22 protein-coding genes are annotated in these 23,489 nt (G+C 46.7%); 3 read left to right on the top strand and 19 right to left on the bottom strand.

All coding sequences use genetic code 11. From position 1 onward, the window contains the following. Window positions 1-9: 9 nt before the first annotated feature. From opuCC to opuCA, 3 genes are read right to left on the bottom strand one after another with little or no spacing between them, the layout of a single operon-like run. On the bottom strand, window positions 10-903 hold the full coding sequence (gene opuCC / locus ABK447_RS03560) for an osmoprotectant ABC transporter substrate-binding lipoprotein OpuCC (protein ID WP_094031897.1): 894 nt from the start codon (window positions 901-903) through the stop codon (window positions 10-12). Between the two features lie 37 nt (window positions 904-940). Next, complete coding sequence (locus tag ABK447_RS03555; protein WP_003151654.1) at window positions 941-1,594, bottom strand: ABC transporter permease; 654 nt, start codon at window positions 1,592-1,594, stop codon at window positions 941-943. A 20-nt stretch (window positions 1,595-1,614) separates the two neighbouring features. After that, entirely contained in the window at window positions 1,615-2,754 is a 1,140-nt protein-coding gene (gene opuCA / locus ABK447_RS03550; RefSeq protein WP_003151651.1) for an osmoprotectant ABC transporter ATP-binding protein OpuCA, read from the bottom strand. 260 nt (window positions 2,755-3,014) lie between these two features. Here opuCA and ABK447_RS03545 point away from each other — a divergent pair, with 260 nt between their 5' ends. Then, the gene (locus ABK447_RS03545) at window positions 3,015-3,572 is read left to right on the top strand and encodes a GbsR/MarR family transcriptional regulator (RefSeq protein WP_007409974.1); all 558 of its coding nucleotides are present in this window, start codon (window positions 3,015-3,017) and stop codon (window positions 3,570-3,572) included. A 20-nt stretch (window positions 3,573-3,592) separates the two neighbouring features. On the opposite strand, the gene ABK447_RS03540 is transcribed toward ABK447_RS03545, so the two are convergent. Beyond that, on the bottom strand, window positions 3,593-4,225 hold the full coding sequence (locus ABK447_RS03540) for an NAAT family transporter (protein WP_007409973.1): 633 nt from the start codon (window positions 4,223-4,225) through the stop codon (window positions 3,593-3,595). Window positions 4,226-4,662: 437 nt separating this feature from the next. Between ABK447_RS03540 and ABK447_RS03535 the strand changes: the two genes are divergently transcribed. After that, window positions 4,663-5,373: a hypothetical protein gene (locus ABK447_RS03535; RefSeq protein ID WP_100001615.1), complete on the top strand. Its 711-nt coding sequence runs from the start codon at window positions 4,663-4,665 to the stop codon at window positions 5,371-5,373. 41 nt (window positions 5,374-5,414) lie between these two features. Here ABK447_RS03535 and ABK447_RS03530 read toward each other — a convergent pair whose 3' ends face one another. After that, complete coding sequence (locus ABK447_RS03530) at window positions 5,415-7,205, bottom strand: zinc ribbon domain-containing protein (RefSeq protein WP_052827860.1); 1,791 nt, start codon at window positions 7,203-7,205, stop codon at window positions 5,415-5,417. Between the two features lie 131 nt (window positions 7,206-7,336). Here ABK447_RS03530 and ABK447_RS03525 point away from each other — a divergent pair, with 131 nt between their 5' ends. Then, window positions 7,337-7,798, top strand: coding sequence for an N-acetyltransferase (locus ABK447_RS03525; protein ID WP_007409969.1), 462 nt, complete (start codon window positions 7,337-7,339; stop codon window positions 7,796-7,798). Window positions 7,799-7,841: 43 nt separating this feature from the next. Here the strand turns inward: ABK447_RS03525 and ABK447_RS03520 are convergent, their stop codons facing one another. From ABK447_RS03520 to pgk, 14 genes are all read right to left on the bottom strand, one after another. After that, a complete protein-coding gene (locus tag ABK447_RS03520) occupies window positions 7,842-9,077 on the bottom strand; it encodes an MFS transporter (protein WP_094031293.1) in 1,236 nt (411 codons plus the stop codon). Continuing rightward, on the bottom strand, window positions 9,052-9,972 hold the full coding sequence (locus ABK447_RS03515) for a sugar phosphate isomerase/epimerase (RefSeq protein WP_094031294.1): 921 nt from the start codon (window positions 9,970-9,972) through the stop codon (window positions 9,052-9,054). The genes ABK447_RS03520 and ABK447_RS03515 overlap by 26 nt, the downstream gene beginning before the upstream one ends. Window positions 9,973-9,979: 7 nt before the next feature. Beyond that, the gene (locus ABK447_RS03510; protein ID WP_053574060.1) at window positions 9,980-10,657 is read right to left on the bottom strand and encodes a PIG-L deacetylase family protein; all 678 of its coding nucleotides are present in this window, start codon (window positions 10,655-10,657) and stop codon (window positions 9,980-9,982) included. After that, window positions 10,620-11,378, bottom strand: coding sequence for a WbqC family protein (locus ABK447_RS03505; RefSeq protein ID WP_094031295.1), 759 nt, complete (start codon window positions 11,376-11,378; stop codon window positions 10,620-10,622). Before ABK447_RS03505 ends, ABK447_RS03510 begins: the two co-directional genes overlap by 38 nt. Further along, a complete protein-coding gene (locus ABK447_RS03500) occupies window positions 11,351-12,232 on the bottom strand; it encodes a GNAT family N-acetyltransferase (RefSeq protein ID WP_094031296.1) in 882 nt (293 codons plus the stop codon). The genes ABK447_RS03505 and ABK447_RS03500 overlap by 28 nt, the downstream gene beginning before the upstream one ends. A gap of 11 nt (window positions 12,233-12,243) precedes the next feature. Next, on the bottom strand, window positions 12,244-13,500 hold the full coding sequence (locus tag ABK447_RS03495; protein WP_094031297.1) for an aminotransferase class V-fold PLP-dependent enzyme: 1,257 nt from the start codon (window positions 13,498-13,500) through the stop codon (window positions 12,244-12,246). Further along, window positions 13,466-14,395 (bottom strand): NAD(P)-dependent oxidoreductase, encoded by a 930-nt coding sequence (locus ABK447_RS03490; RefSeq protein WP_025285295.1) that lies wholly within the window; start codon window positions 14,393-14,395, stop codon window positions 13,466-13,468. Before ABK447_RS03490 ends, ABK447_RS03495 begins: the two co-directional genes overlap by 35 nt. After that, a complete protein-coding gene (locus ABK447_RS03485; RefSeq protein WP_099320006.1) occupies window positions 14,392-15,522 on the bottom strand; it encodes a DegT/DnrJ/EryC1/StrS aminotransferase family protein in 1,131 nt (376 codons plus the stop codon). Before ABK447_RS03485 ends, ABK447_RS03490 begins: the two co-directional genes overlap by 4 nt. 48 nt (window positions 15,523-15,570) lie before the next feature. Then, the gene (locus ABK447_RS03480; protein ID WP_015240615.1) at window positions 15,571-16,905 is read right to left on the bottom strand and encodes a nucleotide sugar dehydrogenase; all 1,335 of its coding nucleotides are present in this window, start codon (window positions 16,903-16,905) and stop codon (window positions 15,571-15,573) included. Window positions 16,906-17,170: 265 nt separating this feature from the next. Then, the gene (locus ABK447_RS03475; RefSeq protein WP_094031298.1) at window positions 17,171-18,451 is read right to left on the bottom strand and encodes a M28 family peptidase; all 1,281 of its coding nucleotides are present in this window, start codon (window positions 18,449-18,451) and stop codon (window positions 17,171-17,173) included. A 168-nt stretch (window positions 18,452-18,619) separates the two neighbouring features. Then, window positions 18,620-19,912: a phosphopyruvate hydratase gene (gene eno, locus ABK447_RS03470; protein ID WP_007409956.1), complete on the bottom strand. Its 1,293-nt coding sequence runs from the start codon at window positions 19,910-19,912 to the stop codon at window positions 18,620-18,622. Between the two features lie 27 nt (window positions 19,913-19,939). Continuing rightward, window positions 19,940-21,475, bottom strand: a complete 1,536-nt coding sequence (gene gpmI / locus ABK447_RS03465; RefSeq protein WP_003151620.1) for a 2,3-bisphosphoglycerate-independent phosphoglycerate mutase — start codon at window positions 21,473-21,475, stop codon at window positions 19,940-19,942. Continuing rightward, window positions 21,468-22,229, bottom strand: a complete 762-nt coding sequence (gene tpiA, locus ABK447_RS03460; protein WP_003151618.1) for a triose-phosphate isomerase — start codon at window positions 22,227-22,229, stop codon at window positions 21,468-21,470. The genes gpmI and tpiA overlap by 8 nt, the downstream gene beginning before the upstream one ends. A gap of 25 nt (window positions 22,230-22,254) precedes the next feature. Further along, a complete protein-coding gene (gene pgk / locus ABK447_RS03455; protein ID WP_094031299.1) occupies window positions 22,255-23,439 on the bottom strand; it encodes a phosphoglycerate kinase in 1,185 nt (394 codons plus the stop codon). Window positions 23,440-23,489 lie beyond the last annotated feature (50 nt).

Here is a 23,489-nt window from a genome sequence, read left to right as displayed (position 1 = left end):
CCTCATTTCTTATTCAAAATAATGATGTTTCTCCAAAAATTCTTTAGCGACGACGGACGGTTCTTTCAGCTTGCCATCCACCTCGTAATTCAATTCCTGCATCGTTTCCGTATCGATTTTGCCGATCAGTTTATTCACAATGCCCTTCAGTTCAGGATGCTGCTTCAGCACGCTGTCGGGAATGACCGGCGAACAGTCATACGGCGGGAAAAACCGCTTGTCGTCTTTTAAAATTTTCAGATCGTACGCTTTAATCCGTCCGTCCGTTGAATAAGCGAGGACGGCGTCCATTTTCCCGTTTTTCACGGCATCGTATACAAGTCCGATCTGCATCGGATAGGTTGTGCCGAATTCAAAACCGTACGTGTCGGTAAAGCCTTTATAGCCGTCACCTTTTCTTTTCAGCCACGCATTGTCTACACCGAGCTTAAATTGATCCGCATGCTTCTTAATATCGGACACTTTGTCTAAATGGTCTTTTTCCGCAAGCTCTTTCGTGACGGTAAAAGCGTATGTGTTCTCAAATCCGTAAGAATCAAACCATTTGTAATGGAAGCGTTTCTCAAATTCTTTCTGTACGATGGATAATGCTTTTTTCGGATCTTTTTCCGCTTCCATGCCGAGGGTGCTCGTTAAATCCGTTCCCGAGTAGCGCGTCGCGGCGATATCGATTTCACCGCCGAGCATCGCTTGCTGCTGGACATAGTTCGATCCGAGGTTTTTAATTAATGCCGTATTCAAGTCTGTATTGTGCTCAATCATCTGTGCGATCATATTGGCGATAATTTCTGATTCCGTCATGCTTTGCGCCCCGATTTTAATCGTATCATCGGAAGCCCCGCTCAGGCCGGGAAGGGAACAGCCGCCTAGAAGCAGAGCAGCTGACAGCGCCAGTGCGCACATCCATCTCTTTTGGTTTTTTTTCAAAACAGCCAACTCCTTATGATACTTCCTTCAGTCCTTTCAGCCCTTTCGGCGTCACCTTCCGTTCCGTCGCCGCTAGCAGATAATCAATGATAATGGCTAAAATGGTGACCGGCACGGCGCCGCCGATAATATATTCAGGCTGATAGAGATTCAGGCCGATAAAAATATAGTCTCCGAGCCCGCCGCCCCCGATAAAGGAAGCAAGCGTCGCCCAGCCGATCAGATAAATGGTGGATGTGCGGATGCCCGCCATGATCACCGGAACCGCAAGCGGCAGTTCCACAAGCCTGATCTGCTCCCAGACCGTCATGCCGATGCCTTTTCCCGATTCCAGCAGATTTTTGTTTACGCCTTGAATGCCGGTATACGTGTTCCTGAGAATCGGCAGCACCGAATAGAAAAACAGCGCGACGATCGCGGGCACCTTTCCCACGCCTAACAGCGGGATAAAAAACGCCAGTATCGCGAGACTCGGCAAGGTCTGCACAATGTTGACGGCGCCGATGACGGCGCCTGCGCCCTTTTTCATTCTCGTCAGCGCCACTCCGAGCGGAACGGCGACGACAATGCCTAATATGACGGCGATGATCGAAATGTATAAATGCTCCCACGTTTTATATAACAGTTCTCCGCCGTTCGTCTGCAAAAACTTGATCATTTCATTCATTGTAAGCGTTCCTCCCCTTGTCAGCCTGTCACCAGCTGGTCTTCCTCGCCCCAGATTGAATCGTAAACGATGTCGACAAGGCTCGCTCTCGTGACAATTCCGACTAAATGCCTTTGTTCATCAACGACGGGTACATATTTCATTCCGCGCTTTAAAATTTTGCGTACGGTATCGCGCAGCAGTGTCCCCTGCTCGACTGTATACAGATCAGAGCGGAGCACGTCGCCGACGAGGCTCGCTTTTTTCCGGTTCTGATCAATGATTTCGACATCCACATATCCTTGCAGCACATTCAGGTCATCAACGACAAGCAGGGAATCGACACGGTGTTCCCGCATCACCTGTATCGCCTGCGAAAGCGTTTTGTCCGCCGTAACGGTGACAGGCTTTTTATTCATCATCTGCTCGACGCGTTCAATATCCGGTCTTGATTGCAATAACCGTTCTTTGCCGATAAATTCTTCGACAAACTCATTAGCCGGATTCCGGAGAATGTCATCAGGAGTGCCGGCCTGAACGATCTCTCCCGCTTTTAAAATGACGATCCGGTCAGCCAGCTTAATGGCTTCATCCATATCGTGGGTTACAAACACAATCGTTTTATTCAATGTTCTTTGCAGTTTTTTGAATTCTTCCTGAAGGGAATCCCGCGTAATCGGGTCAAGCGCTCCGAACGGTTCATCCATGAGAATAAGGGGAGGTTCCGCTGCAAGGGCGCGCAGCACGCCGATTCTCTGCTGCTGTCCCCCGCTCAGCTCGTGAGGATAGCGGTCTAAATATTCCGGGCCCATATCGACGAGCTTCAAAAGCTCCCGCGCCCGTTCCTTCCGCTTTTGTTCCGGCCATTTCAGCAGTTTCGGCACGAGGGAAATGTTCTGCTGAATGGTCATATGAGGGAAAAGTCCGATCTGCTGAATGACGTAGCCGATTTTCCGTCTCAGCTCCACCGGGTCCTGCTCCATAATGTTTTCGCCATCGATAAAAATCTTTCCGGATGACGGCTCAATCAGTCTGTTAATCATTTTCATCGTCGTCGTTTTTCCGCAGCCGCTCGGCCCGATAAAACAAATAAACTCGCCTTTTTCGATATTTAAATCAATGCTGTTGACAGCTTTTTTTCCGCCTTTATAGACTTTTGATACATTTTCTAATCTCAGCAATCCGTGCACCTCCGAAGGGTTCCGTTATTTTTCTGAAAAGTATAATCTTTATTATAAGATGAAATTTGTAAAATAAAAAGTTTACAATGTGTTGAAATTATATACAATATACGTATTTTTTCATGTTATCCCGCTGACAATGCGGATGTTCTTACAATCGCTCCCGATAGCTCGCATATCCTGCCGCATCATCTTTTTCATCAACTGTAAAAAATATGATATATTGTCAGCATGAAAAGCCAGTGAAGGGATGATCAGCCGTGGAAAAAAACGCTCTTGATATCATCGGGCATGCTGAAGAGCATCTCATTGAGAGAATCGCCGAGAATATGCATACATTCGGAATGCCGGCCACATTGGGACGTGTGCTCGGTATTATTTATATGAACCGCAAGCCGATGACGTTAAATGAGCTGTCAGAGGCGACCGGGATGAGCAAAACGAGGATGAGCCAGGTGGTCCGCGAAATGACCGATGTCAATCTGGCTGAAAAAGTGTTTGAAAAAGGCGTTCGCAAAGACCTTTATGACGTGGAGCGTGATTATTACCAGACGTTTATCTCCCTGTTTACGGCAAACTGGACAAAGGCGGTCAGCAAAAACAAAATGCTCTATAAAAAACTGAACCGCGAGCTGACTGAGCTTCTGGAATCGGAAAATCTCAGTCCCGATATTGAAGAAAAAGCCCGTCAGCTTTTGGATGAACTGACGGATTGGCTCCATTATTATGACTGGCTGAGCCGTTTGATAGAATTTTTTGAGAGTGAAGAAGTGTTTCAGCATGTGCCGAAAATAGAAAAAAGCAGCACCCGAAGATAACCGGGCGCTGCTTTTTTAAGTCAGGAAACCAATATCGGGAACATGCCTTTCAGACCGGCGCCGATCATGCCGATCGCGACCACCGCCAAAATCAGCCCCATCAGTCGGGTAATGACGTTCATTTCGGTTTTCCCGAGCTTATTGCTGATGAAAGATGAATAGTGAAAGAAGATGAACGTCATCGCGATGACGGCCGCAATGCCGATAAGCACGCTGATGTAATGGAAGATGCCGCCATGACCGGCCGACAGACTCATCACCGTCGCGATCGTACCGGGTCCGGCGATAATCGGAATCGACAAAGGCGTCACAGATATATCGGCTTTCTCCTTGCTCTCCCCTTTCTCTTCATGATGGAGAGACTGTACATGAGATTTCTTCGCGTTCAGAAGATTATAAGCGATGCCGAAAATAAAAATGCCGCCCGCGATACGTAAGGCATGAATGTTAATGTCAAACAGTTTAAAGATCAGATGGCCGAAGATTAAAAAAGCCGCCAAGATGATAAACGACAGCACGGAAGCCTTGCGCGCGATCGCTGTCCGTTCTTTCTCCGAGTACCCTTCCGTCAGTGAAAGAAAAATCGGCACGTTTCCGATGGGATTGGAGACTGCAAACAGTGAAATGAAGACATGAATGATGAATGAAAACATGCGTACCTCCTTATGACTTGCCGTTATTGAGTTATGTTTTGTTCTCCGCTGTTTCTTATGCATGGTTTTTACCCCGGGGTCTGCTTTTTATAACCTCAGCCGGACAATCCGGAAACAGAAAAAACCGTCCTTGTAAGGACGGTTTTTTCTGTTTGCTATCTCCATAAGCCTTTTCCGAATTTCAACAGCCGATAAAGCATTTTCAATTTTTTTAGCATGCGTTAATTTCCTTTTTCACTCTGAATCAATGCGCCGAGAGACATGATATCTATCAGCTCCAATAAAATTCTACCATAAAGGGTACTTTTTCTCTATTATCAATTCATAGAGAAGGTGATTTGTATATCTTTAGAAAACTCCGTTACATCCGTCCTATTTTCTTTTATAATGTAAATATTGAACAAAATCCCTATATTACTTGTAAAAGGAGTTTTAGAATGTATTGTTCTCAATGCGGCCATCATACTGATGGCGGAAAGTTTTGTGAAAAGTGCGGGGCGCCCCAGCCCGGGCAGGGAGGCGCAGGCCAAACGCAGGGCCAGGCCGCTCAGGCCGGCGCCGCGGCTAAGCAGGCTTCAAAGCAATTTGCCTTATTCGTGCTTGATGTGTTAAAGCGACCGTATCAAACATGTAAAACGACAGGAGGCGAACAGCTTGTCAGCAGCATCATCAACATGGTGCTTTTCTGCCTGGTGACGCCGATTATGTTTTATATTCTCTTATCAGACGGCTTTCGTGACGTCAGTTTTACCGCGATTGTGGTCAAACCGGCGCTTACCTTTGCATTATGCGTTTTTTGCCTGTATCTCTTGACTTTTATCGCTTTGAAGGCCGGCGGCGCGCAGGTGTCATTTAAAGATTCGCTGTCCAGATTCGGGGCATTTTTGATTCCGTTTACAGCTATTTTGCTTCTTGCCCTCATTTTTATGCTGCTTCATACAACCGTTTGCTTCACCATTCTGGCTGTCGGTCTTTTAGGAGCGGCGTTTGCCGTGCCTCCGCTCATGCTGGCGAGCTATCAGCATCAGCTCACTACTAAGGCGGATATCATTTATTCTGTTATCGTCATCTATTTGATCATTTGCGTAACGTTTCAATTCACGATCAAGCATTATATAAAAGAACTCATGAATTATTTCTTCTTTTAAAAACGGAAACCCCCGCCGCCTGATTGGCGCGGGGGTTTATTTTATTGAATGGATGTTAAATAAATTCTTCCGTCTTTAACAATGCCGCCATACGTCCAATTGTATGTTCTGAGCTTCGGACTGCCGCCGGCTTTCGTAATATAAAACTCCTCGTACGTATGAATCGTCAGATGAGAGCCTTTCTGTGAAAAGCTTTTGACATTCACTTCATTAAATACTTCGGTCGTCCCCTCGCTGTGCAGTTTTTTGACCAGTTTCTGCTGATCAGCATACAAAGGGCTTCCCTCTTCTAAATTACCCGCCATGATGGCAAAATTGTTAAGGCTGACGGCGCTTGATTGATTTGTCAGGTAATCAGTCATAAACGATGTGACTTGTTCATTCGTGAGGCTGCCTGAAGCTGTATTTCCTTTGGATGATGCCCATGCGGATGTATAGGTTTTCGGCTGGTCGTTTTTTATTTTTTTTACATTTGTCCCAGAAGAATCTGAGGCAGGGTCAGCTTTTTCGAAAACCCATTTTTTATGTTTTGTATCATATGAGAGTACATAGTGAAAGCTCGGCTCAGCCTCTTCCATATCAGGCTTCGTATTCCCGTCGAAATAAGCAGACTCATGAAGCTCTTTACCCGTAACAGTTACTTGCCAGCGGCCGTTCTCTTGAGAAATCGCAAATGAATCCAGATCAAAGCTTGTCTCTTTATACTGATCCTTCAAAAAGGTGCCGGAACTCTTCATGCCGGATACCACTTCTTTCGTCTGCTCTTTCCAGGCGGAACCAGCCTCGGTCATCTGATCGGTATTTCCGTCTGCCATCGCTTTTGTATACTGCTTCGTTGTTTTGACAATCGTGTCCATGATTGTTTGTTGTGTATCTTGATCCGGGATAAGCGTTAAGTCCACATCAGTACTGTTGATCGGGACATCGGCAGTTTTCATTTTACCCCAAGGAAAATCAGCCTCCACGGCGGCTGTCATGGAACCGTCAGTTAAGAGCGGACCATATGTAACGGATGTAAACGGATCTTTATGGACGGACTTGCCGTTTATCAGCAGATCGCCTTTCGCGCTTTTGAAGCTGTCTGCCGGAGTGAATGTCACATCCTCGGCGTCTAACGGCAGGTCAAACTCAACATTCCGGCTGCCGGCCGCCTCTGCCTCTTGTTTTTTGACAACGTCAACCGTCTCATTTTTAAGCTTGGCTTCCGCCGTGTAGACACCGGGTGCATACGGGCCGAAGATTTGGGTTTCATCGGCTTTTTTGACCGTACCTGTTTTCTCGCTGTTGATATAAAGATCGGCGCCTTTATAATTGCTTGTGACCCGGAAATAAACCGGATCGACTTTCAGTTCGTAATGGTCAAACAAAAGAAGGGTTTTACCCTCTTTTTTGACGTATACCGCATCTGTTTCTGATGAATTGCCGCGAAGCGATGCCAGCAGTTCATCGTGTTTCTTTGCGTATGCAAGGAGCGGTTTGACATTGGTCTCATTCAGCTTCAGTTTTTTGTCTGAAGGAGTGAGCAGGGCTGCGAGCTTTTTCGTGTCCCCGTCATGAACCGCCTGTTCGAATTGATCCGTGAGCCTTTTTTCAGATGTCAGCCAGGCTCCGGTTTTATATGCGGCAATCAATAAGATCAGCGCTGCGGCAATGCCGCCCCACATGAAGAGCGTTTTTTTAGGGATCGGCTTTCTCATTTGTGAAGCAGGTTCAGCCGCTTTTACAGCCGCCTGCCGCTCCAGCCGGCTTCCTTTCCCGATCGGTTTTCCGCATTCTTTACAGAAATGCGCTTCTTCATTGTTCTGCTGGCCGCAATGCTTACAAAAAAACATGACTTTCCTCCTATTCAATCTGCAAAACTTGTATAACTTTTCCTATGTTTCATATTTTATAATAAAGTAGAATGATTTTGGAGTTATTTTCAAAAATAGCTGTCGATCATAACAGAGGAGGAAAAACGGACATGCAAAAACTGAGCATCCGAAAAGCCGCGGAGCCGGATGAAGCGCTGTATGAACTATTACTGCTGGCCGATCCGTCGAAAGAGATTGTCGATGATTATCTTGTAAGAGGAGAATGCTATACGGCTTGGACATCAGACGAGCTTGCAGGGGTTTACGTTTTATTGCAAACAAGGCCTAAAACGATAGAAATCGTAAACATCGCGGTAAAAGAATCGCTGCAGAACAGGGGATTCGGGAAACAGCTGGTGCGGGATGCCATTGAAAAAGCGAGACAATCGGGGGCTGACACGATTGAAATCGGCACCGGGAATTCCAGTATTCATCAGCTGTCACTCTATCAAAAATGCGGATTCCGTATTCAGGCTGTCGACCATGATTTTTTTATCAGGCATTATGATGAAGACATTTTTGAAAACGGCATTCAATGCCGGGATATGATAAGGCTTTATTTGGATTTATGATAAAAAGGGCGCCGGCTGACATCGGCGCCCCTTCGTTTACCATTCAGACGGATTGATCCGCTTGTTTCTCTGTATTTCTTTGACTCCCTTGTCTGACTGAAAAAATAGCAAAAACGATCGTAAGGGTCAGTCCGACCGCCGCAAAAATATAATCCGCATTCATCAACAGCAGAAGCCCTGTGTAGACAGCGGCCGACAGCGGTTCACCCATTTTGACAATGGAAAAAATCAGTGCAAAGACCCTTCCGAAATATGCAGCCGGAACCGTCTTTTGGAAATACAGCACCGTTTGCACATCAATATACGAGATGATGATGCCAAGCACCAGGAAAATGATGCACTCAAACCCATGAAGGGGAAAAAACAGGAGCATAATGAGCAGTCCCGCTGCCGTTAACGTCCGCGGGTACAGCCGGTTCAAGCGTTTTGTATTCCATTTGAAAAATACGGCCAGATTGCCCAAAAGCATCCCCGCCTGAAACATTGAATACATGACGGCAAACCATACAGAATAGTTCTGCTGAAAACGCTCCACAGCAAGAATCGGCCCCATTACTGAAATAAGGCCGGCAATGACGAGATTTACGACGAAAAAGTATCCGACCGATGTCAGCCATGCCGCATTTCCTTTCAGCATTCTGTAACCGGCTTTTACATCTTCAGTTCCGTTGCTTTTTTCATCGGGCTGTTCTGAAATACGAATGAACGCGATAAATGCCGCAGAGATAAAAAAAGCAGTTCCGTTTATGGCAAACAGCAGCCCGAACGGAATAGCCGCAATCATGATCCCGCTGATCAATTTTCCGACGATGAGTCCGATCAAGTCACTCGTATTGATCAGAGATGTCGCCTGATCAAGATGCTGTTTGCGGACGAGCAGCGGAATGATCGCGACTTTCGCCGGCGCAAACAGCATCGATTGCAGAGATAGACAAAAGGCGCACACCCCGGCTATCCACACGGTTAATAAATCGTTCGCACTGAGCACCGCCAAGAGGATCATAATGGCGGCCCGGCCCGTATTGCACAAATACAAGATCGACTTTTTTCGGAATAAATCAATCAGCGGACCCGCCAGCACGCCAAATGTCAACGGCACGAGTTCGATAAAAGAAATAACGCCGACTAGAATTTTGCTGCCGGTCAATTCCAGCACTAACAGCGGCAGAGCAATGAGCCAGACCCCGTCCGCTGCTGAAGAAAACACCTGTGCACACCAAAGCTTTGCATAGTTCGGTGTTCGATATGTCATATCAGACCCTTTTTTGATCCTCGTCATCAGAAACACCGCCGAACCATTCCAGCGTTCTCCATGATTCCCGTCTTTCCGTATAATCCTCTTCCATCACCTCAAATACAATGCCGGTATCTTGATTCCGATAAAGCTCCTGCAAAGTATCTGCAGCCCGTCTCAGCAGCTCCTCAGCGATCGTCCCTTCACTCGGATGGCGGCCCTCAAAACAGCGGACGCCGCCATGCGGGAACGCAAGCTGGCGAAATGAGCTGAAGTGATAATGCTTAATGCTCTCTTTTATCGAAAGAAACTGAAAGAAATCGGGATATTTCAGCTGATCATTTCTGAACATAAGGGCGGAAGACAAGTGAGTCTGATAGGTAATCGCCCAATGGCACAGATCCCACGTAATACCGACATGCTTCAGATCCAGCTGCACCAGCTCTGTAAAATCCTCAGGATAAATGAAAATCGGATCAAAATCCTCTCCCAGATTCCCGATGATCGGAAGGTTTTCCACACCGATCCAAATGTCCGTCCCTTTCAGCCGCTCATCAAACTCCGCGAAAAACTCAACGATTTTTTTACGGTTTCCTTCCAGGTCATAGACTTGAAATTCCTCAACCGTCATAAATTGATTGGCATGAACGGTTATGCCTTTGGCGCCGTATTTCACAGCGAGCTCCGCAAAGTGATAAAGCTGTTTTTTGATGTGATCTTCATTCACATAATCGGCATGATCTGTCGGAAAATGCAGCGTTAATAATGAAGGATCAAGCTGTTTCGCATATTCCAGCGTCTGATTAAATGTTTTGAGATAATCCGCTTCCTCAAAGGAATGGCCGTCAAAAATATTCGCTTCCAGACCGTATCCCGCTTCCACCCATTTCTCATCGATTTGCTTCGGATCAAGTCCGAAAAACGGAATTTGAGCAATCATAGGACAGTCACCATGTTCCTCTCACCAGCATAAACGCTTCCGCAGCCGAAAAACCCGCTTTTGCTCCCCACACACGGGCATTATGTTCGATCGCCTGCAAAGAGCGGGGATGAGGGAAGTCTCTGAGCTCGGAGCCGTAACACGCCATCGATTTCAATTTCGTTTCAAGCTCGTCTTCAATATTAACGAAGAAATTGGCATGAAACTGATCCTTCTGACAGTAATTCCATTCCGTCGAAGACAATGTTTCATAGGCAAAAACCCGTTTTACCGTATGACCGGGAAGCGGACGGGTTGCCGTCATGACCGCTCTGAATACGACGGAGTGGTCAATATTAATGTCACCGCCGTACTGGGTATACACAATGTCAGGCTGAAAACGATTGATTTGTTTCTCCGCTTCCTTCACGACATCCAGCAAATCCATTGAATCCATTCTGTTATCAGGAAGGTTCAGCCTGACAAAATCATGGATGCCCAAAGTGCTGAGCGCCTGCTCCGTTTCTTGATTAGAATGCTCCATAACGGAATCTTCAGGCTTTTTGTAATCCGTTTTTCTTGATGATTTGCCTTCCGCCATAATGACTGCCGACACGCTGTCACCTTGGCGGACATGTTTGGCGAGCGTGCCGCCGACGCCGATAATTTCATCGTCGGGATGCGCTGCAAATACCATTACTTTCATCATATTGCCCTCCTTTAACTAACATTTCAGCTGTATCCGCTCCGCAGTTCATCAGCATATCGAGCATGGAGAGGTGAGGGATATGCTCCCCGAATAATTGAGGATAGCCAAAATGTCGGATCTGCTGATACTCAATGACAATTCCGTTTCTTTCAAAATCGCTTTCTATTAAATAGTCGGAACCCTGACTGCCTGAATAATAACGGTCCGCCCCCAGCTCCTGACAAAGCGCTAAAACAAAATCGCTTTTTTTCTCCTTCCGGCATTCAAGCTCAGAGACATAACAGAGCGGCGTTTCAATTCGGAGCTCTTTTCGGAAAAATTCAATGATGTGCATATTCAAATCATGGAGATATCCCCACTCCCGCTGATAGACATCTTGAAAAAAATGCTGGTATCGCTCAAAATAGGGAGCTTTCGCATAGTTCATCTTAATCGCCATCCAATGTTTTTTCCGCCAATCCTGTGTCTGGTCGATTTTCATATGCCGAAGCTCTATGTCTTTATATTGTTTCATCTGCAAAGGCACTGTCAGCCATCTGGGGCCTTGCGGCGTTTTGATTCTGTTGCGGTTGAGAAATCCTTTTTTCTCAAATTGGGCTGTGTCATGAATGGCAAACAGATCCGACTTATACATTTTTTCAAAAAAACCGTACCACGGCAGATAACTGGATTGATGGCCGCTTATTGTTTTCATTCCGGTTTCGTAAAAAGTCGGCATTGTTTTTCTTCAGCTCCCCAATATCGTTTCGGTCTCGCGATTTCTTTACTGTGTGAATAGCCAAAATCAGCCCATTGAAGCTTGCGGCAAATGGCGAATTGCAGGGCGTCACGCATCAATAAGTAAGAGGCCTGCGCTTTTTTTCCCGCCAGACTGTTTACATTCTGCCAATAATAGAAATGAGAGCGGTCATAGAGAAAAATACTGCTGCTGATCAGCGTCTCATCCTGATATGCTCCGATCCAAAACATCCGGTCCGCAAACGTGTCAAGCAGCTTTTGGAAAAAGCCCTGGCTCAGCACATAAGCCGCGCCGATTGCCGCCGTATGCTCTTTGTAGAGGTCATAAAACGCGCCAAGTTCTTTTCGCCCGATCAGCCGGGTGACAATATTCTCTTTTTCAGCGTATCTGACTGCCGTCCGGGCTTTTCCGGAAATGCCCGTCCAAAGTTCGTCAAACGTGTCCGGAAGCGTAAGGATCCGTGTCACCTTTTCCGTCCACCCTTCCCCGATTTCTTCTGTAAAAGAAGTCTGACCGTACGGCAGCAGCATCCGGGATATGTTCCGGCCGAATATGGCCTGGATTTCACTTTGAAGCCATTCAAATGAGATGGGGCGATCTGAAATAACGCCGCCGTATCCGATCATATTGCCGGATAATACGCCCTTCTGTTCAAAAAGCGGAAGATAGATGACCTGTCCTCCGTCCGTTGTCAGTCTGACAGGGTGAAATGACGTGCCGGGAAGCTCTTCCATGAGGATTCCCCAATCATAGCTTTGAAACAATCCCGCCTGATACATGTCAGCGGCCCGATCCCATGCCTGGCGGGTCGTGCATACTGCTGTTTTTTGCATATTTATCACCACTATTCAGTCTTATTCTGTTGCTCACAATATGATAAAACGGATTCGGCTATATATCTGACTTGCTCCTTTTGAAGAGGAGGTTTAAACGGCAGGGAAAGAACTCTCTTCCAAAGCGGGTCTTCCCCGCCTTCCCCCGCGTATGTTTCATAAATCGGAATACGTCCGAGGGGAAGGTAGTTCCAGCATGTTTGGATGCCTCTTTCAGCTAAATAAACGGAACACCCGTACCGCTCTTCATCCCGGGGAAATACAATTGTTAAATAATTCAGATGTTCTCCTTCTTGGGGCTGGATCATTCTTATGCCGTTTGTTTCTCCCGCCTTTGCAAAGATTTCTCCCGCCGTCTCTATGTTTCGGAGCGAAGCTGTTACAAGCTGATCCATACGTGAAAGCTGATCATCAATAATGGCTTCCCTTGCCGGATGCATGCGAAGCACGGGTACAACAGCCGGTTTATCCGGCAGAGCTTCGAGCTTTGTGGCTTTCATGGAAGGCATGGCGCCCGCTTTTCTAAACATATATGAAATAGGATGATGCCGTTTCCGTTTCATTACAGCTTGGATTCTTTGATTTCTGATATAGATTCGATAGTCAGCTGCCACTTGGCTGCGCTGTTCCATCGGGAGATTTGTTTTTTGCCGAAGCCATTCTTTCGGCGCGATTAACGCGCCGCCTCCGATACTCGCAAGCGGCTTTGAGGGGCCGAAGCTTAAAATGCCGAAATCGCCCAAACCGCCGGCAAATGTATCCGCTTGTTTTGTAAACATGGCTTGAGCGGCATCATCAATGACAGCAATTCCGTTTTCCTTCGCCCAGTTAATGATAGCGATATTTTCTCTCCGGCCGTATACATGTGTGAGGATAACCGCACACGTACGCCTCGTCGCTTTTTTTTTGACATCCTCAAAAGATAAGGATAGATGCTCATCCAGCTGCGCAAACACAGGCGTCGCACCGGATTGCAGCACGGCATCAATGACATTCGGGCAGCTGAAGGATGAGAAAATCACTTCTTTCCCCGGCCCGGCCCCCGAATAAGTTAATGCGAGCACCAGTGCCGCACTGCCGCTGGAGGTCAGCACAACCCCTTTTCCGTAACGTTTTTCCAGTTTTTCAGTCAGTCCGCTTTGTCCGGCAGTAAGCAAGTGTTTCACTGCGCGCAGACGGCCGCTGACTGAAAACTGACCCGGATAAATGGGATACTTGATCTCTTCCGGGTTTTTAGGAAAGTGAAAGTTTGTGCTTTTGTCTTTCATCTTTTATGATCTCCAGGCCTTCATTCAGACTTACTTTCGGAGCGTAACCGAGCAAACGTTTCGCCTTCTCGATTGACGGCGCCCGTTTAAAAATCTCGATGTCTTTTCCCCTCACGCCGTCTTCGCCCAGCTTTTTAAACAGATAGTTATCCTTCTCTCTGCCTGAGAGCACATTGACTTTTTCAGCCAGTTCTTTTATCGTGATCGGCTGGTCGTTCCCGATATTGAAGTCTTCAAAGACGGCTCCTTCATGAGTGAGAGCGAGATAAGTTCCGGTGACGATATCACTGATGTAGCTGAAGCAGCGTATTTGTCCGCCGTCCCCGTAAAGAGGCAGCTCAGAGCCATTCTCGGCCAGGCTGAAAAACTTGTTGATGACAAAATCCTCGCGCTGTTTCGGCCCGTATACATTAAAGTACCGGACGACCCGAATATGAAGTTCGTCGGAAGCCTGTTCTCTCAAATATTCCTCTGATTGCAGTTTGGCTTTTCCGTAAGCCGATTTCGGAAGCTTTCTGCTTGTCTCGGTATAAGGAAAATCCGGTGAATCTCCGAACACTTCTGAACTCGATGAGAAAAGAAGTGTGCTGATTCCCAATTCACCGCATACCTCAGTTACGTTTTTCGTTCCTTCAAAATTGACCCGTATGACGTCTTCTTCATTGCTTCGGCAGCTGTCCACTCCGACCATTGCCGCCAAATGGACAACCGCATCCGCTCCCCGCAATGATTCGCGGAGGGACGTCCGGTCAAGAATATCCGTTTGGCGGTATTCAGTGTCAAAAGCCGGCTCCTTTTGGTCTGCAATGATGGTGTGATAACCTTTAGCCTGTAATAATGCCGCCAGTTCGCTTCCGATAAAACCGGCTCCTCCGATAATCGCAATATGTTTCATGATCCAACCTCCTGGCTGATAGTCAACACTTCTTTTATAGACTTGACAATATAGCTGCAATCCTCATCTGATAACTGGCTGTAAAGAGGCAGTGATACGATCTCCCGGAAAACACGTTCAGTTACCGGAAGCTCGGCAGGAAAATGTTTTTTATAGTAAGGATGCAAATGCACGGGAATAAAGTGCACGCTCAGCCCGATTTGTTTTTCTTTCATTTTCTCAATAAACAGATCTCTGTCCATACCGCCGTTTTCTCGAATCCGCAAAATAAATAAATGCCATGAGTGCGTTATGCCGCTTGGAATGTCAGAAAGCGGAAGCGCCGCTTTGGCAGATTGGCCTGACAGTTCACGTACATAAAATTGAGCAATCTGTTCCCGTTTTTCTTGAATGTCGTTTGCGCGCTTCAATTGAACCAGACCGAGCGCGGCCTGAATATCCGTCATATTATATTTAAAGCCCGGCAGTAAAACGTCGTATCTCCAGCTGCCTTTTTCACCGTACCGGTTCCAGGCATTTTTTGTGATGCCGTGCCATCCGTACAGCCTCGCTCTTTCTGCGGCCTGTTCGTCTTTCATGACGAGGGCTCCGCCTTCCCCCGTTGTAATATTTTTGGTGGCATAAAAGCTGAAGCACACGGCATCGCCGTGAGTGCCGATCATGCTTCCGTTATATTTTGTACCGAGCGCATGAGCGGCGTCTTCAATCAGATACAATCCGTTTTCTTTACAAATGGATTGCAAGTTTTCCAGATCAGCCGGATAGCCGGCAAAATGAACCGCAATTACCGCTTTTGTGCGCGGCGTTATTTTCTTCCTGACATCTTCAGGATCGGCACATAGACTTTTCTCGCATATATCCGCAAACACCGGAACGGCTCCGGCGTGCAGGATGACATTGACACTGGAACAGAACGTGAAGCTCGGCACGATGACTTCATCGCCTTCTCCCACACCGAGCGCCAATAAAGCCATATGTAATGCAGCGGTGCCTGAATTACAGCTGATGACGTGTTCGGCTCCTATACATTCTCCCAGCTTTTTTTCAAAATCGATTACCTTCGGGCCTTTCGAAATCCAGCCCGATTGAATCGTTTCGGTTACGCTTGCGATTTCTTCGTTTGTCATATCAGGTCTGTGAAAAGAGATAAATCGATTACTAATGACCGTTCCCTCCTATAAAGTGACAACTCTGCAATTGTCGGCTGATTTTTCCTTGCATACATTTCTTGTGTCAAAGATAATCGGTGAGGCATCCTTCAAAATACTGTAGTCGATTACATCGTGATCTGTATGAATGATGATGACGTCGTACTGATTGATTTGTTCTTTTGTGAAAGGGACAGATTGTTTGCGGCTTCCGTCATTCAAGCGGATCTCGCTGATAAACGGATCATGATAATCAATCGCGCATCCCTTGTCCATCAATTCTTCCATTATCGTAAACACTGAGGATTCACGTGGGTCATTTGTATTTTTTTTATAAGCTGCCCCTATTATTAAGATGCTGCATTTGTCTTTGCCCGCCAGTTTCAAAGCATACTCAGAGACAGAAATCGGCATGTTGGAATTGATTTCGTCCGCGAGATCAATTAATTTTGTCTGCAGCCCTTTTTCATTCGCGATCCATTTGAAGTAAAAAGGATCAATCGGGATACAATGGCCTCCGACTCCGGGGCCCGGGATAAATTTTTGAAAGCCGAACGGCTTCGTGTCCGCCGCGCAGATGACTTCCCATATATCAATATCAAGTTCACGGCAATTAAGCGCCATTTCATTGATAAGAGCTATATTGACATAACGATAAGTATTCTCTAGGAGTTTAGCTGTTTCAGCTACTTCGGGTGAGGTCACCGGGTGAATGCTTGTAACAATGGTGCTGTAAAACGCTGAGGCAAGTTCTGTGCAAGTCTGTGTGGTTCCGCCGACTACTTTAGGAATATCTGAAACTTCATATTGCCTGTTGCCCGGATCGATTCTTTCCGGAGAATAAGCCGTAAAAAAGTCTGTTCCTATTTTCATGCCGCGGCTTGATGCCATTCTGTCGGCAATCTTTTTTTTCGTTGTTCCGGGATAGGTGGTGCTTTCTAAAATTAAAAGCTGATGCTGCCTTCCATAAGCGATCATGCTGTCAACTGCACTGTCGATGTAGGTTAAATCGGGGATCTTGTCTTTTTTGTTCAGGGGTGTCGGCACACATATCACAATGATGTCGCATTTTTGGATGAGCGACATGTCGGCGCTGATTTGAAAGCGTTTTGTTTGTAAAGCCGAGTTCAGTCTGTCGTCCTCTATATCTTGAATATGGCTGCTTCCGGCGGCTAACAAGGAAACCTTTTCACTGTTTTTGTCGAATCCGATAACATTGTATCCTTTATCGACACATTCCAGCGCAAGAGGAAATCCCACATATCCCATGCCTAACACGCCTACAATCGCCTGCTTCGTTTCAATCAGATGTAACAGCCGTTTTTGACCAAGGTTGCTGGCTTCTTTTGTGACAGTATTCATTTTTCGCCCCCTAATAGATAGAAAAGAGTATTGTTTTTTACAATTTAAAACAAATATCGATCGATATCGCAATTATAACAAAAGTTAAAATTTGATAAATGAGTTTTACATCCTTTTATAAATTAGGTATTATCTATTTATTTTTCTTTTATTTGTAAAATAAAATCCTGTCAAATGGTATATATCTGGTAACAAGTGAGAAAATCTCCCTTAATTGAGGGAATATACAGAAAACAATATAAAAAAACAGGCCGAAGCCTGTTTTTTATTCTTTCACTGCCTCAGTTACAGCCGCGGAAACGAGTGATCCCGCTTTCTCTAATCTTTCTTTGCTGATGTGTTTCATATTATCATTCTCGGTGTGATACCAAGGCCCCGGCTCCTGTGTATCGGGGCTGAGCCAAATCCAGTTAGCCGACGGAATCCCTGCTTCATAAAAAGAGACATGGTCTGAGTAACCGAGCTGAATCAGGTTTGGCTTGACCAAGCGGGATTTTTCAGCGGCTTTTTCAGCATACCGGACGCTCGGGTTTTCCTTGCCGTCAGGAGTCGTGACACACATTTGACTCGCTTCTTCCCAGTCAGTCGCAATCATATCGGCATTAAAATTGGCCTGGCTGTGCTTTCTTTCATTGTTCGTGAGTGTACTGACGTAATAAGATGAACCCGCAGACCATAATTCTTCTGCACCGAACAGGATAAAGCGGATCTCTTTGTCTTTCGGTATGTGTGTGAATTGCTTGCTGATTTCCAGAACGGCAGATGTGCCTGAGGCGTTATCATCCGCTCCGGGCGCGCCTTTTACGCTGTCATAATGCGCTGTGACATAAATAATATCAGCATCAGAAGAGTTGGCCTGTGCCGCTTTGCGCGTTCCTATAATATTTTGTGAGGTGCGGTTTTTATAGTTTTTAAATTGAATGACTGCCTGCTTTTCCTGCAGCAGTGCTTCACCGTCTTCTTTTTTCATACCCGCCGCCGGTATCGTGATTCCTTTATCGGTATGCGGACGGACGGCGAGCGGTTTTGTTGTCTGATTATAAATAATGACTGCTTTGGCTCCCGCTTGTTCGGCATGTTTGATCTTTTGAGAAACGGGGATCTTTCCTTCGCGTATCACTGCAATCTTTCCTTTGGCTCCTGTTACGTCATCGCGTGATCCGCAGCCGCCGTCAAAAATCCCTCCCTCAATTCTCAGCTCTTTTTCAACAGCGGATTGATCAGCGGAGCGGAGCGGGAATTCATGATCTCCCGCTGTGACTGAACCTGAAAAGTACTTTTTCAATGGAAATGACTGTACTTTGACACTGGCGCCCTGAGCCCGCAGGCGATTCGATATGTATTCAGCCGCTTCCTTTTCTTTCGCAGTTCCGGTTTCCCGCGGTCCGATGGTTTCACTCAGATCATGCATAGTGTCCAATGCCTCATCAGCATCAAAAACCGGCGCGGTCACGGCTGAATAAGCATGAGTTTCGGACAGCGGCCCGGCAGACGCGCCCCATATGACGCTTGCTGCCACCGCGGCTGACATAAATGAAAATTTCATCATAATCCCTCCTCTTATTAACACCTCTTCCCTTTCGATTGAAGAACACTGATTCCTTTAAAAAGGGGAAAAATGAATATTATTGACCAAATGAAGATGATGAAAAAGGAGGGAAAAGCCCGGGAGCATAAAAAAACGCCGGGAGAATATCTCCCGGCGTCCATTCCATTACTTATTCAAGTTATAGAAAGAGTTGATACCGTGGTATTGAGCAGTTTCGGCCAACTGATCTTCGATGCGAAGAAGCTGGTTGTATTTCGCAACACGGTCCGTACGGGACGGAGCACCTGTTTTGATTTGTCCTGCATTAGTTGCCACAGCGATGTCAGCGATTGTGCTGTCTTCAGTTTCACCTGAACGGTGAGAGATAACGGCAGTGTAGCCCGCGCGTTTCGCCATTTCGATCGCATCGAATGTTTCAGTCAATGTACCGATTTGGTTTACTTTGATCAGGATAGAGTTGCCTACGCCGTTTTTGATACCTTCAGCAAGCTTTTTCGTGTTTGTAACGAAAAGGTCGTCACCGACAAGCTGAACTTTTTTGCCAAGACGCTCTGTAAGAAGTTTGTGGCCTTCCCAGTCGTTCTCGTCAAGTCCGTCTTCGATAGAGATGATTGGGTATTTAGAAACCATTTCTTCGTACCAGTCAACCATTTCAGCAGATGTTTTCACAACGCCTTCGCCAGACAGATGGTATTTGCCGTCTTCTTTGTTGTAGAACTCAGAAGATGCAGCATCCATCGCAAGTTTCACTTCTTCGCCAGGTTTGAAGCCGGCTTTTTCGATCGCTTCAACGATTGTTTGAAGCGCTTCTTCGTTAGAACCAAGGTTCGGAGCGAATCCGCCTTCGTCACCTACAGCTGTGTTCATTCCTTTAGCAGAAAGAACTGATTTCAGGCTGTGGAAGATTTGAGCGCCCATGCGAAGCGCTTCACGGAAGTTAGGCGCGCCTACAGGCATGATCATGAATTCTTGAATGTCTACGTTGTTGTCAGCATGCTCTCCGCCGTTTACGATGTTCATCATCGGTACAGGAAGCGTTTTTGAGTTGAATCCTCCAAGGTATTGGTAAAGAGGAATCTGTAAGAAATCAGCAGCTGCGCGCGCACAAGCCATAGATACGCCAAGGATTGCGTTCGCACCGAGTTTGCCTTTGTTTTCAGTTCCGTCAAGCTCGATTAAAAGCTGATCGATTGCGTTTTGTTCAGTTACGTCAAAGCCGAGAAGCTCTGGAGAAATGATTTCGTTTACGTTGTTAACAGCAGTTAACACGCCTTTTCCAAGGTAACGGTCTTTGTCGCCGTCACGAAGCTCAACCGCTTCGTATTCACCTGTAGAAGCTCCGCTTGGCACTAATGCGCGGCCGAAAGCTCCTGTTTCTGTATATACTTCAACTTCAACTGTTGGGTTGCCGCGGGAGTCAAGGACTTCGCGTGCATAAACATCAACAATGTATGGCATGAGTTTGTCTCTCCTTTTGATTTACGCTTATTTTTGAATTAAAGATGTTCCGGTCATTTCTTTCGGTTTTTCAACACCGAGAAGGTCTAATAACGTTGGTGCGAGGTCGCCTAGGATTCCGCCTTCGCGCAGCGTCACGCCTTCTTTCGTCACAATGACAGGGACTGGGTTTGTCGTATGGGCAGTGTGCGGTTCGCCTGTTTCTGTAATCAGAATGTCTGCATTACCGTGATCAGCGGTAATGATGGCATGTCCGCCTTTAGCGATGATGGCGTCAACCACTTCGCCTAAGCATTCGTCCACTGCTTCAATTGCTTTAATCGTCGGTTCAACCATTCCGGAGTGGCCGACCATGTCAGGGTTTGCAAAGTTCAGGATGATCGCGTCGTGCTTGTCAGCCGCGATTTCTTTTACAAGAGCATCCTTCACTTCATACGCGCTCATTTCAGGCTTCAGGTCATATGTCGCGACCTTCGGCGAGTTAATGAGGATGCGCTCTTCGCCCGGGAATTCTTCTTCGCGGCCGCCGCTCATAAAGAACGTAACGTGCGGATACTTTTCAGTTTCTGCAATGCGAAGCTGTTTTAACCCGTGCTGTGCCAATACTTCACCGACCGTATTGTCAAGGTTTACCGGTTTAAAAGCCACATATCCGTCAACAGATTCACTGAAGTGAGTCAGGCAGACGAAATACAGGTTTTTCGGATGATTTTCACCGCGGTCGAAATCGCGGAAATCTTTGTTGGTAAACGTGTTTGAAATCTGGATGGCGCGGTCTGGTCTGAAATTATAGAAAATCACAGAATCGCCGTCATGAATTTTCGCAACGGGTTCACCGTTTTCTTTTGTGATGACGGACGGAATGACGAATTCATCATGAATGCCGTTCGCATATGAATCGTCGACTACATCCATCGCGCTGCGGTAAGACGGGCCTTCGCCGTAAGCCATTGCGCGGTACGCTTTTTCCACACGGTCCCAGCGTTTGTCGCGGTCCATGGAGTAGTAGCGTCCGGAAATGCTGGCGATTTCGCCGACACCGATTTCTTCGATCTGCTCATTCAGCTGCTGAATGTAAGTTTTCGCTGTTTGCGGACCTACATCGCGGCCGTCGAGGAAACCGTGAATATACACCTTCGTCAGTCCTTCACTTTTCGCAAGCTTCAGCAGCGCGAATAAATGATTGATATGACTGTGTACGCCTCCGTCAGAAAGAAGGCCGAACAGGTGAAGCGCTTTGTCGTTGTCTTTCGCGTTTTTGATGGCGTCAAGGAACGTTTGATTGCGTTCGAATTCGCCTTCGCGGATGGCAACGTTCACGCGTGTTAAGCTTTGGTACACAATACGTCCTGCGCCGATATTCAAATGACCGACTTCAGAGTTCCCCATCTGTCCTTCAGGCAGTCCGACTGCTTCGCCTGATGCCGTCAGCGTCTGATGAGGGTATTGGTTCCAATAACGGTCGAAATTCGGTTTTTTCGCTTGTGCGACTGCGTTTCCGACTGTTTCATTGCGTAATCCGAACCCATCAAGAATGATGAGTGCAGCTGGTTTTTTACTCATATTGACCTTCCTCCAATAATTGAACGAATGACTGCGGTTCAAGGCTTGCGCCGCCGACCAAAGCACCGTCAATATCGGACTCTGCCATATATTCTTTAATATTTGCAGGTTTTACGCTGCCGCCGTATTGAATGCGGAGCTTGTCAGCAGTTTCCTGGCTGAAGCTTTCAGCAACGACTTTACGGATATGCGCGCAGACGTCGTTAGCATCTTTCGCTGTAGAAGATTTGCCTGTTCCGATTGCCCAGATTGGCTCGTACGCAATAACGGAAGCGGCAACTTGCTCTTCAGAAAGACCCGCAAGACCTTTTTTCACTTGATCGGCAACAAGATCATTTGTTTTTCCGGCTTCGCGCTCTTCAAGCGTTTCACCTACGCAAATGATCGGCACAATGCCGTGTTTGAAAGCGGCATGCGCTTTTTTGTTAACTGTTTCATCAGTTTCAGCGAACATTTCACGGCGCTCAGAGTGGCCGATGACGCAGTAATCCACGCCAAGGTCTTTCAGAGCGACCGGGCTGATTTCACCTGTGAACGCACCGTTTTCTTCAAAATGCATGTTTTGGGCGCCGACTTTCAGGTCAGTTCCTTTAACAGCAGAAGTCAGCTTTTCTAAGAAAAGAGCTGGTGCGCAAACAACGGCTTCCGCTTTGTCTGCTGCTGGAATGGAAGATTTCACTTCTTCAACGAAGCTGACAGCCTCGCCGAGTGTTTTGTTCATTTTCCAGTTACCGGCTATAATTGGTTTTCTCATCTGTTCCACTTCCTTATAGCAGTTTTTATTTATCGTTCAGCGCAGCTACACCTGGAAGCTCTTTGCCTTCCATGAATTCAAGGGATGCGCCGCCGCCTGTTGAGATATGGCTCATTTTGTCAGCAAGGCCGAATTTTTCAACGGCTGCCGCAGAGTCTCCTCCGCCGATGACAGAGTATGTATCGTTTGCCTCTGCCAATGCTTCAGCCACTGCTTTTGTGCCTTGAGCGAACAAGTCGATTTCGAATACGCCCATCGGTCCGTTCCATACGACAAGTTTGCTGTTTTTGATAACTTCAGCATACGTTTTGCGGGTTTTCGTTCCGATGTCGATCGCTTCTAAATCACTTGGGATCTCAGAGACCGGCACGATTTGAACGTTTGCATCGTTAGAGAAATCATCAGCAACGAGAACGTCTTCCGGCATATAGAATTTAACGCCTTTTTCTTTCGCGCGGTCCATGAATGATTTTGCAAGTTCGATTTTATCTTCTTCAAGAAGAGATTTACCGACTTCATAACCAAGCGCTTTTACGAATGTGTAAGCAAGACCTCCGCCGATGATCAAGTTGTCCACTTTATCAAGCAGACTTTCGATTACACCGATTTTGTCTTTTACTTTCGCGCCGCCGATGATTGCCGTAAACGGGCGCTCAGGATTTGTCACGGCTTTGCCGAGAACGTCAAGCTCTTTTTCCATCAGGAATCCTGCAACCGCCGGCAGGTGCTCAGCAATTCCGGCTGTAGATGCGTGAGCACGGTGGGCAGCACCGAATGCGTCATTGACATATACATCCGCAAGCTCAGCAAATGCTTTAGCAAGCTCAGGATCGTTTTTCTCTTCACCAGGGTAGAAACGTACGTTTTCCAATACAAGAACGTCTCCGTCCTTCATATCAGAAATTTGTGCTTTTACAGCATCGCCGTAAGCTTCATCCGCTTTTTTCACTTCTTTGCCGAGCAGTTCGCCTAAGCGTGCAGCGACAGGAGTTAAACGAAGCTCCTCAACCACTTCGCCTTTCGGGCGGCCTAAGTGGCTCGCAAGAAGGACTTTCGCGCCTTGGTCTGCAAGGTGTTTGATTGTTGGAAGCGCAGCGCGGATACGAGTATCGTCTGTTACTTCCCCGTCTTTCATTGGAACGTTAAAGTCAACGCGGCAGAATACGACTTTGCCTTTTACGTCGATGTCTTTTACTGTTTTTTTATTCATGCCTTAGGAGATCCTCCTTCAAAATGGTTTGCATAGCACGAAAAACGTGA

The organism is Bacillus sp. hwrm1 (assembly GCF_040207805.1).
GTDB classification, from domain to species: domain Bacteria; phylum Bacillota; class Bacilli; order Bacillales; family Bacillaceae; genus Bacillus; species Bacillus velezensis.
This window is presented reverse-complemented; position numbering and strand designations above follow the sequence as displayed.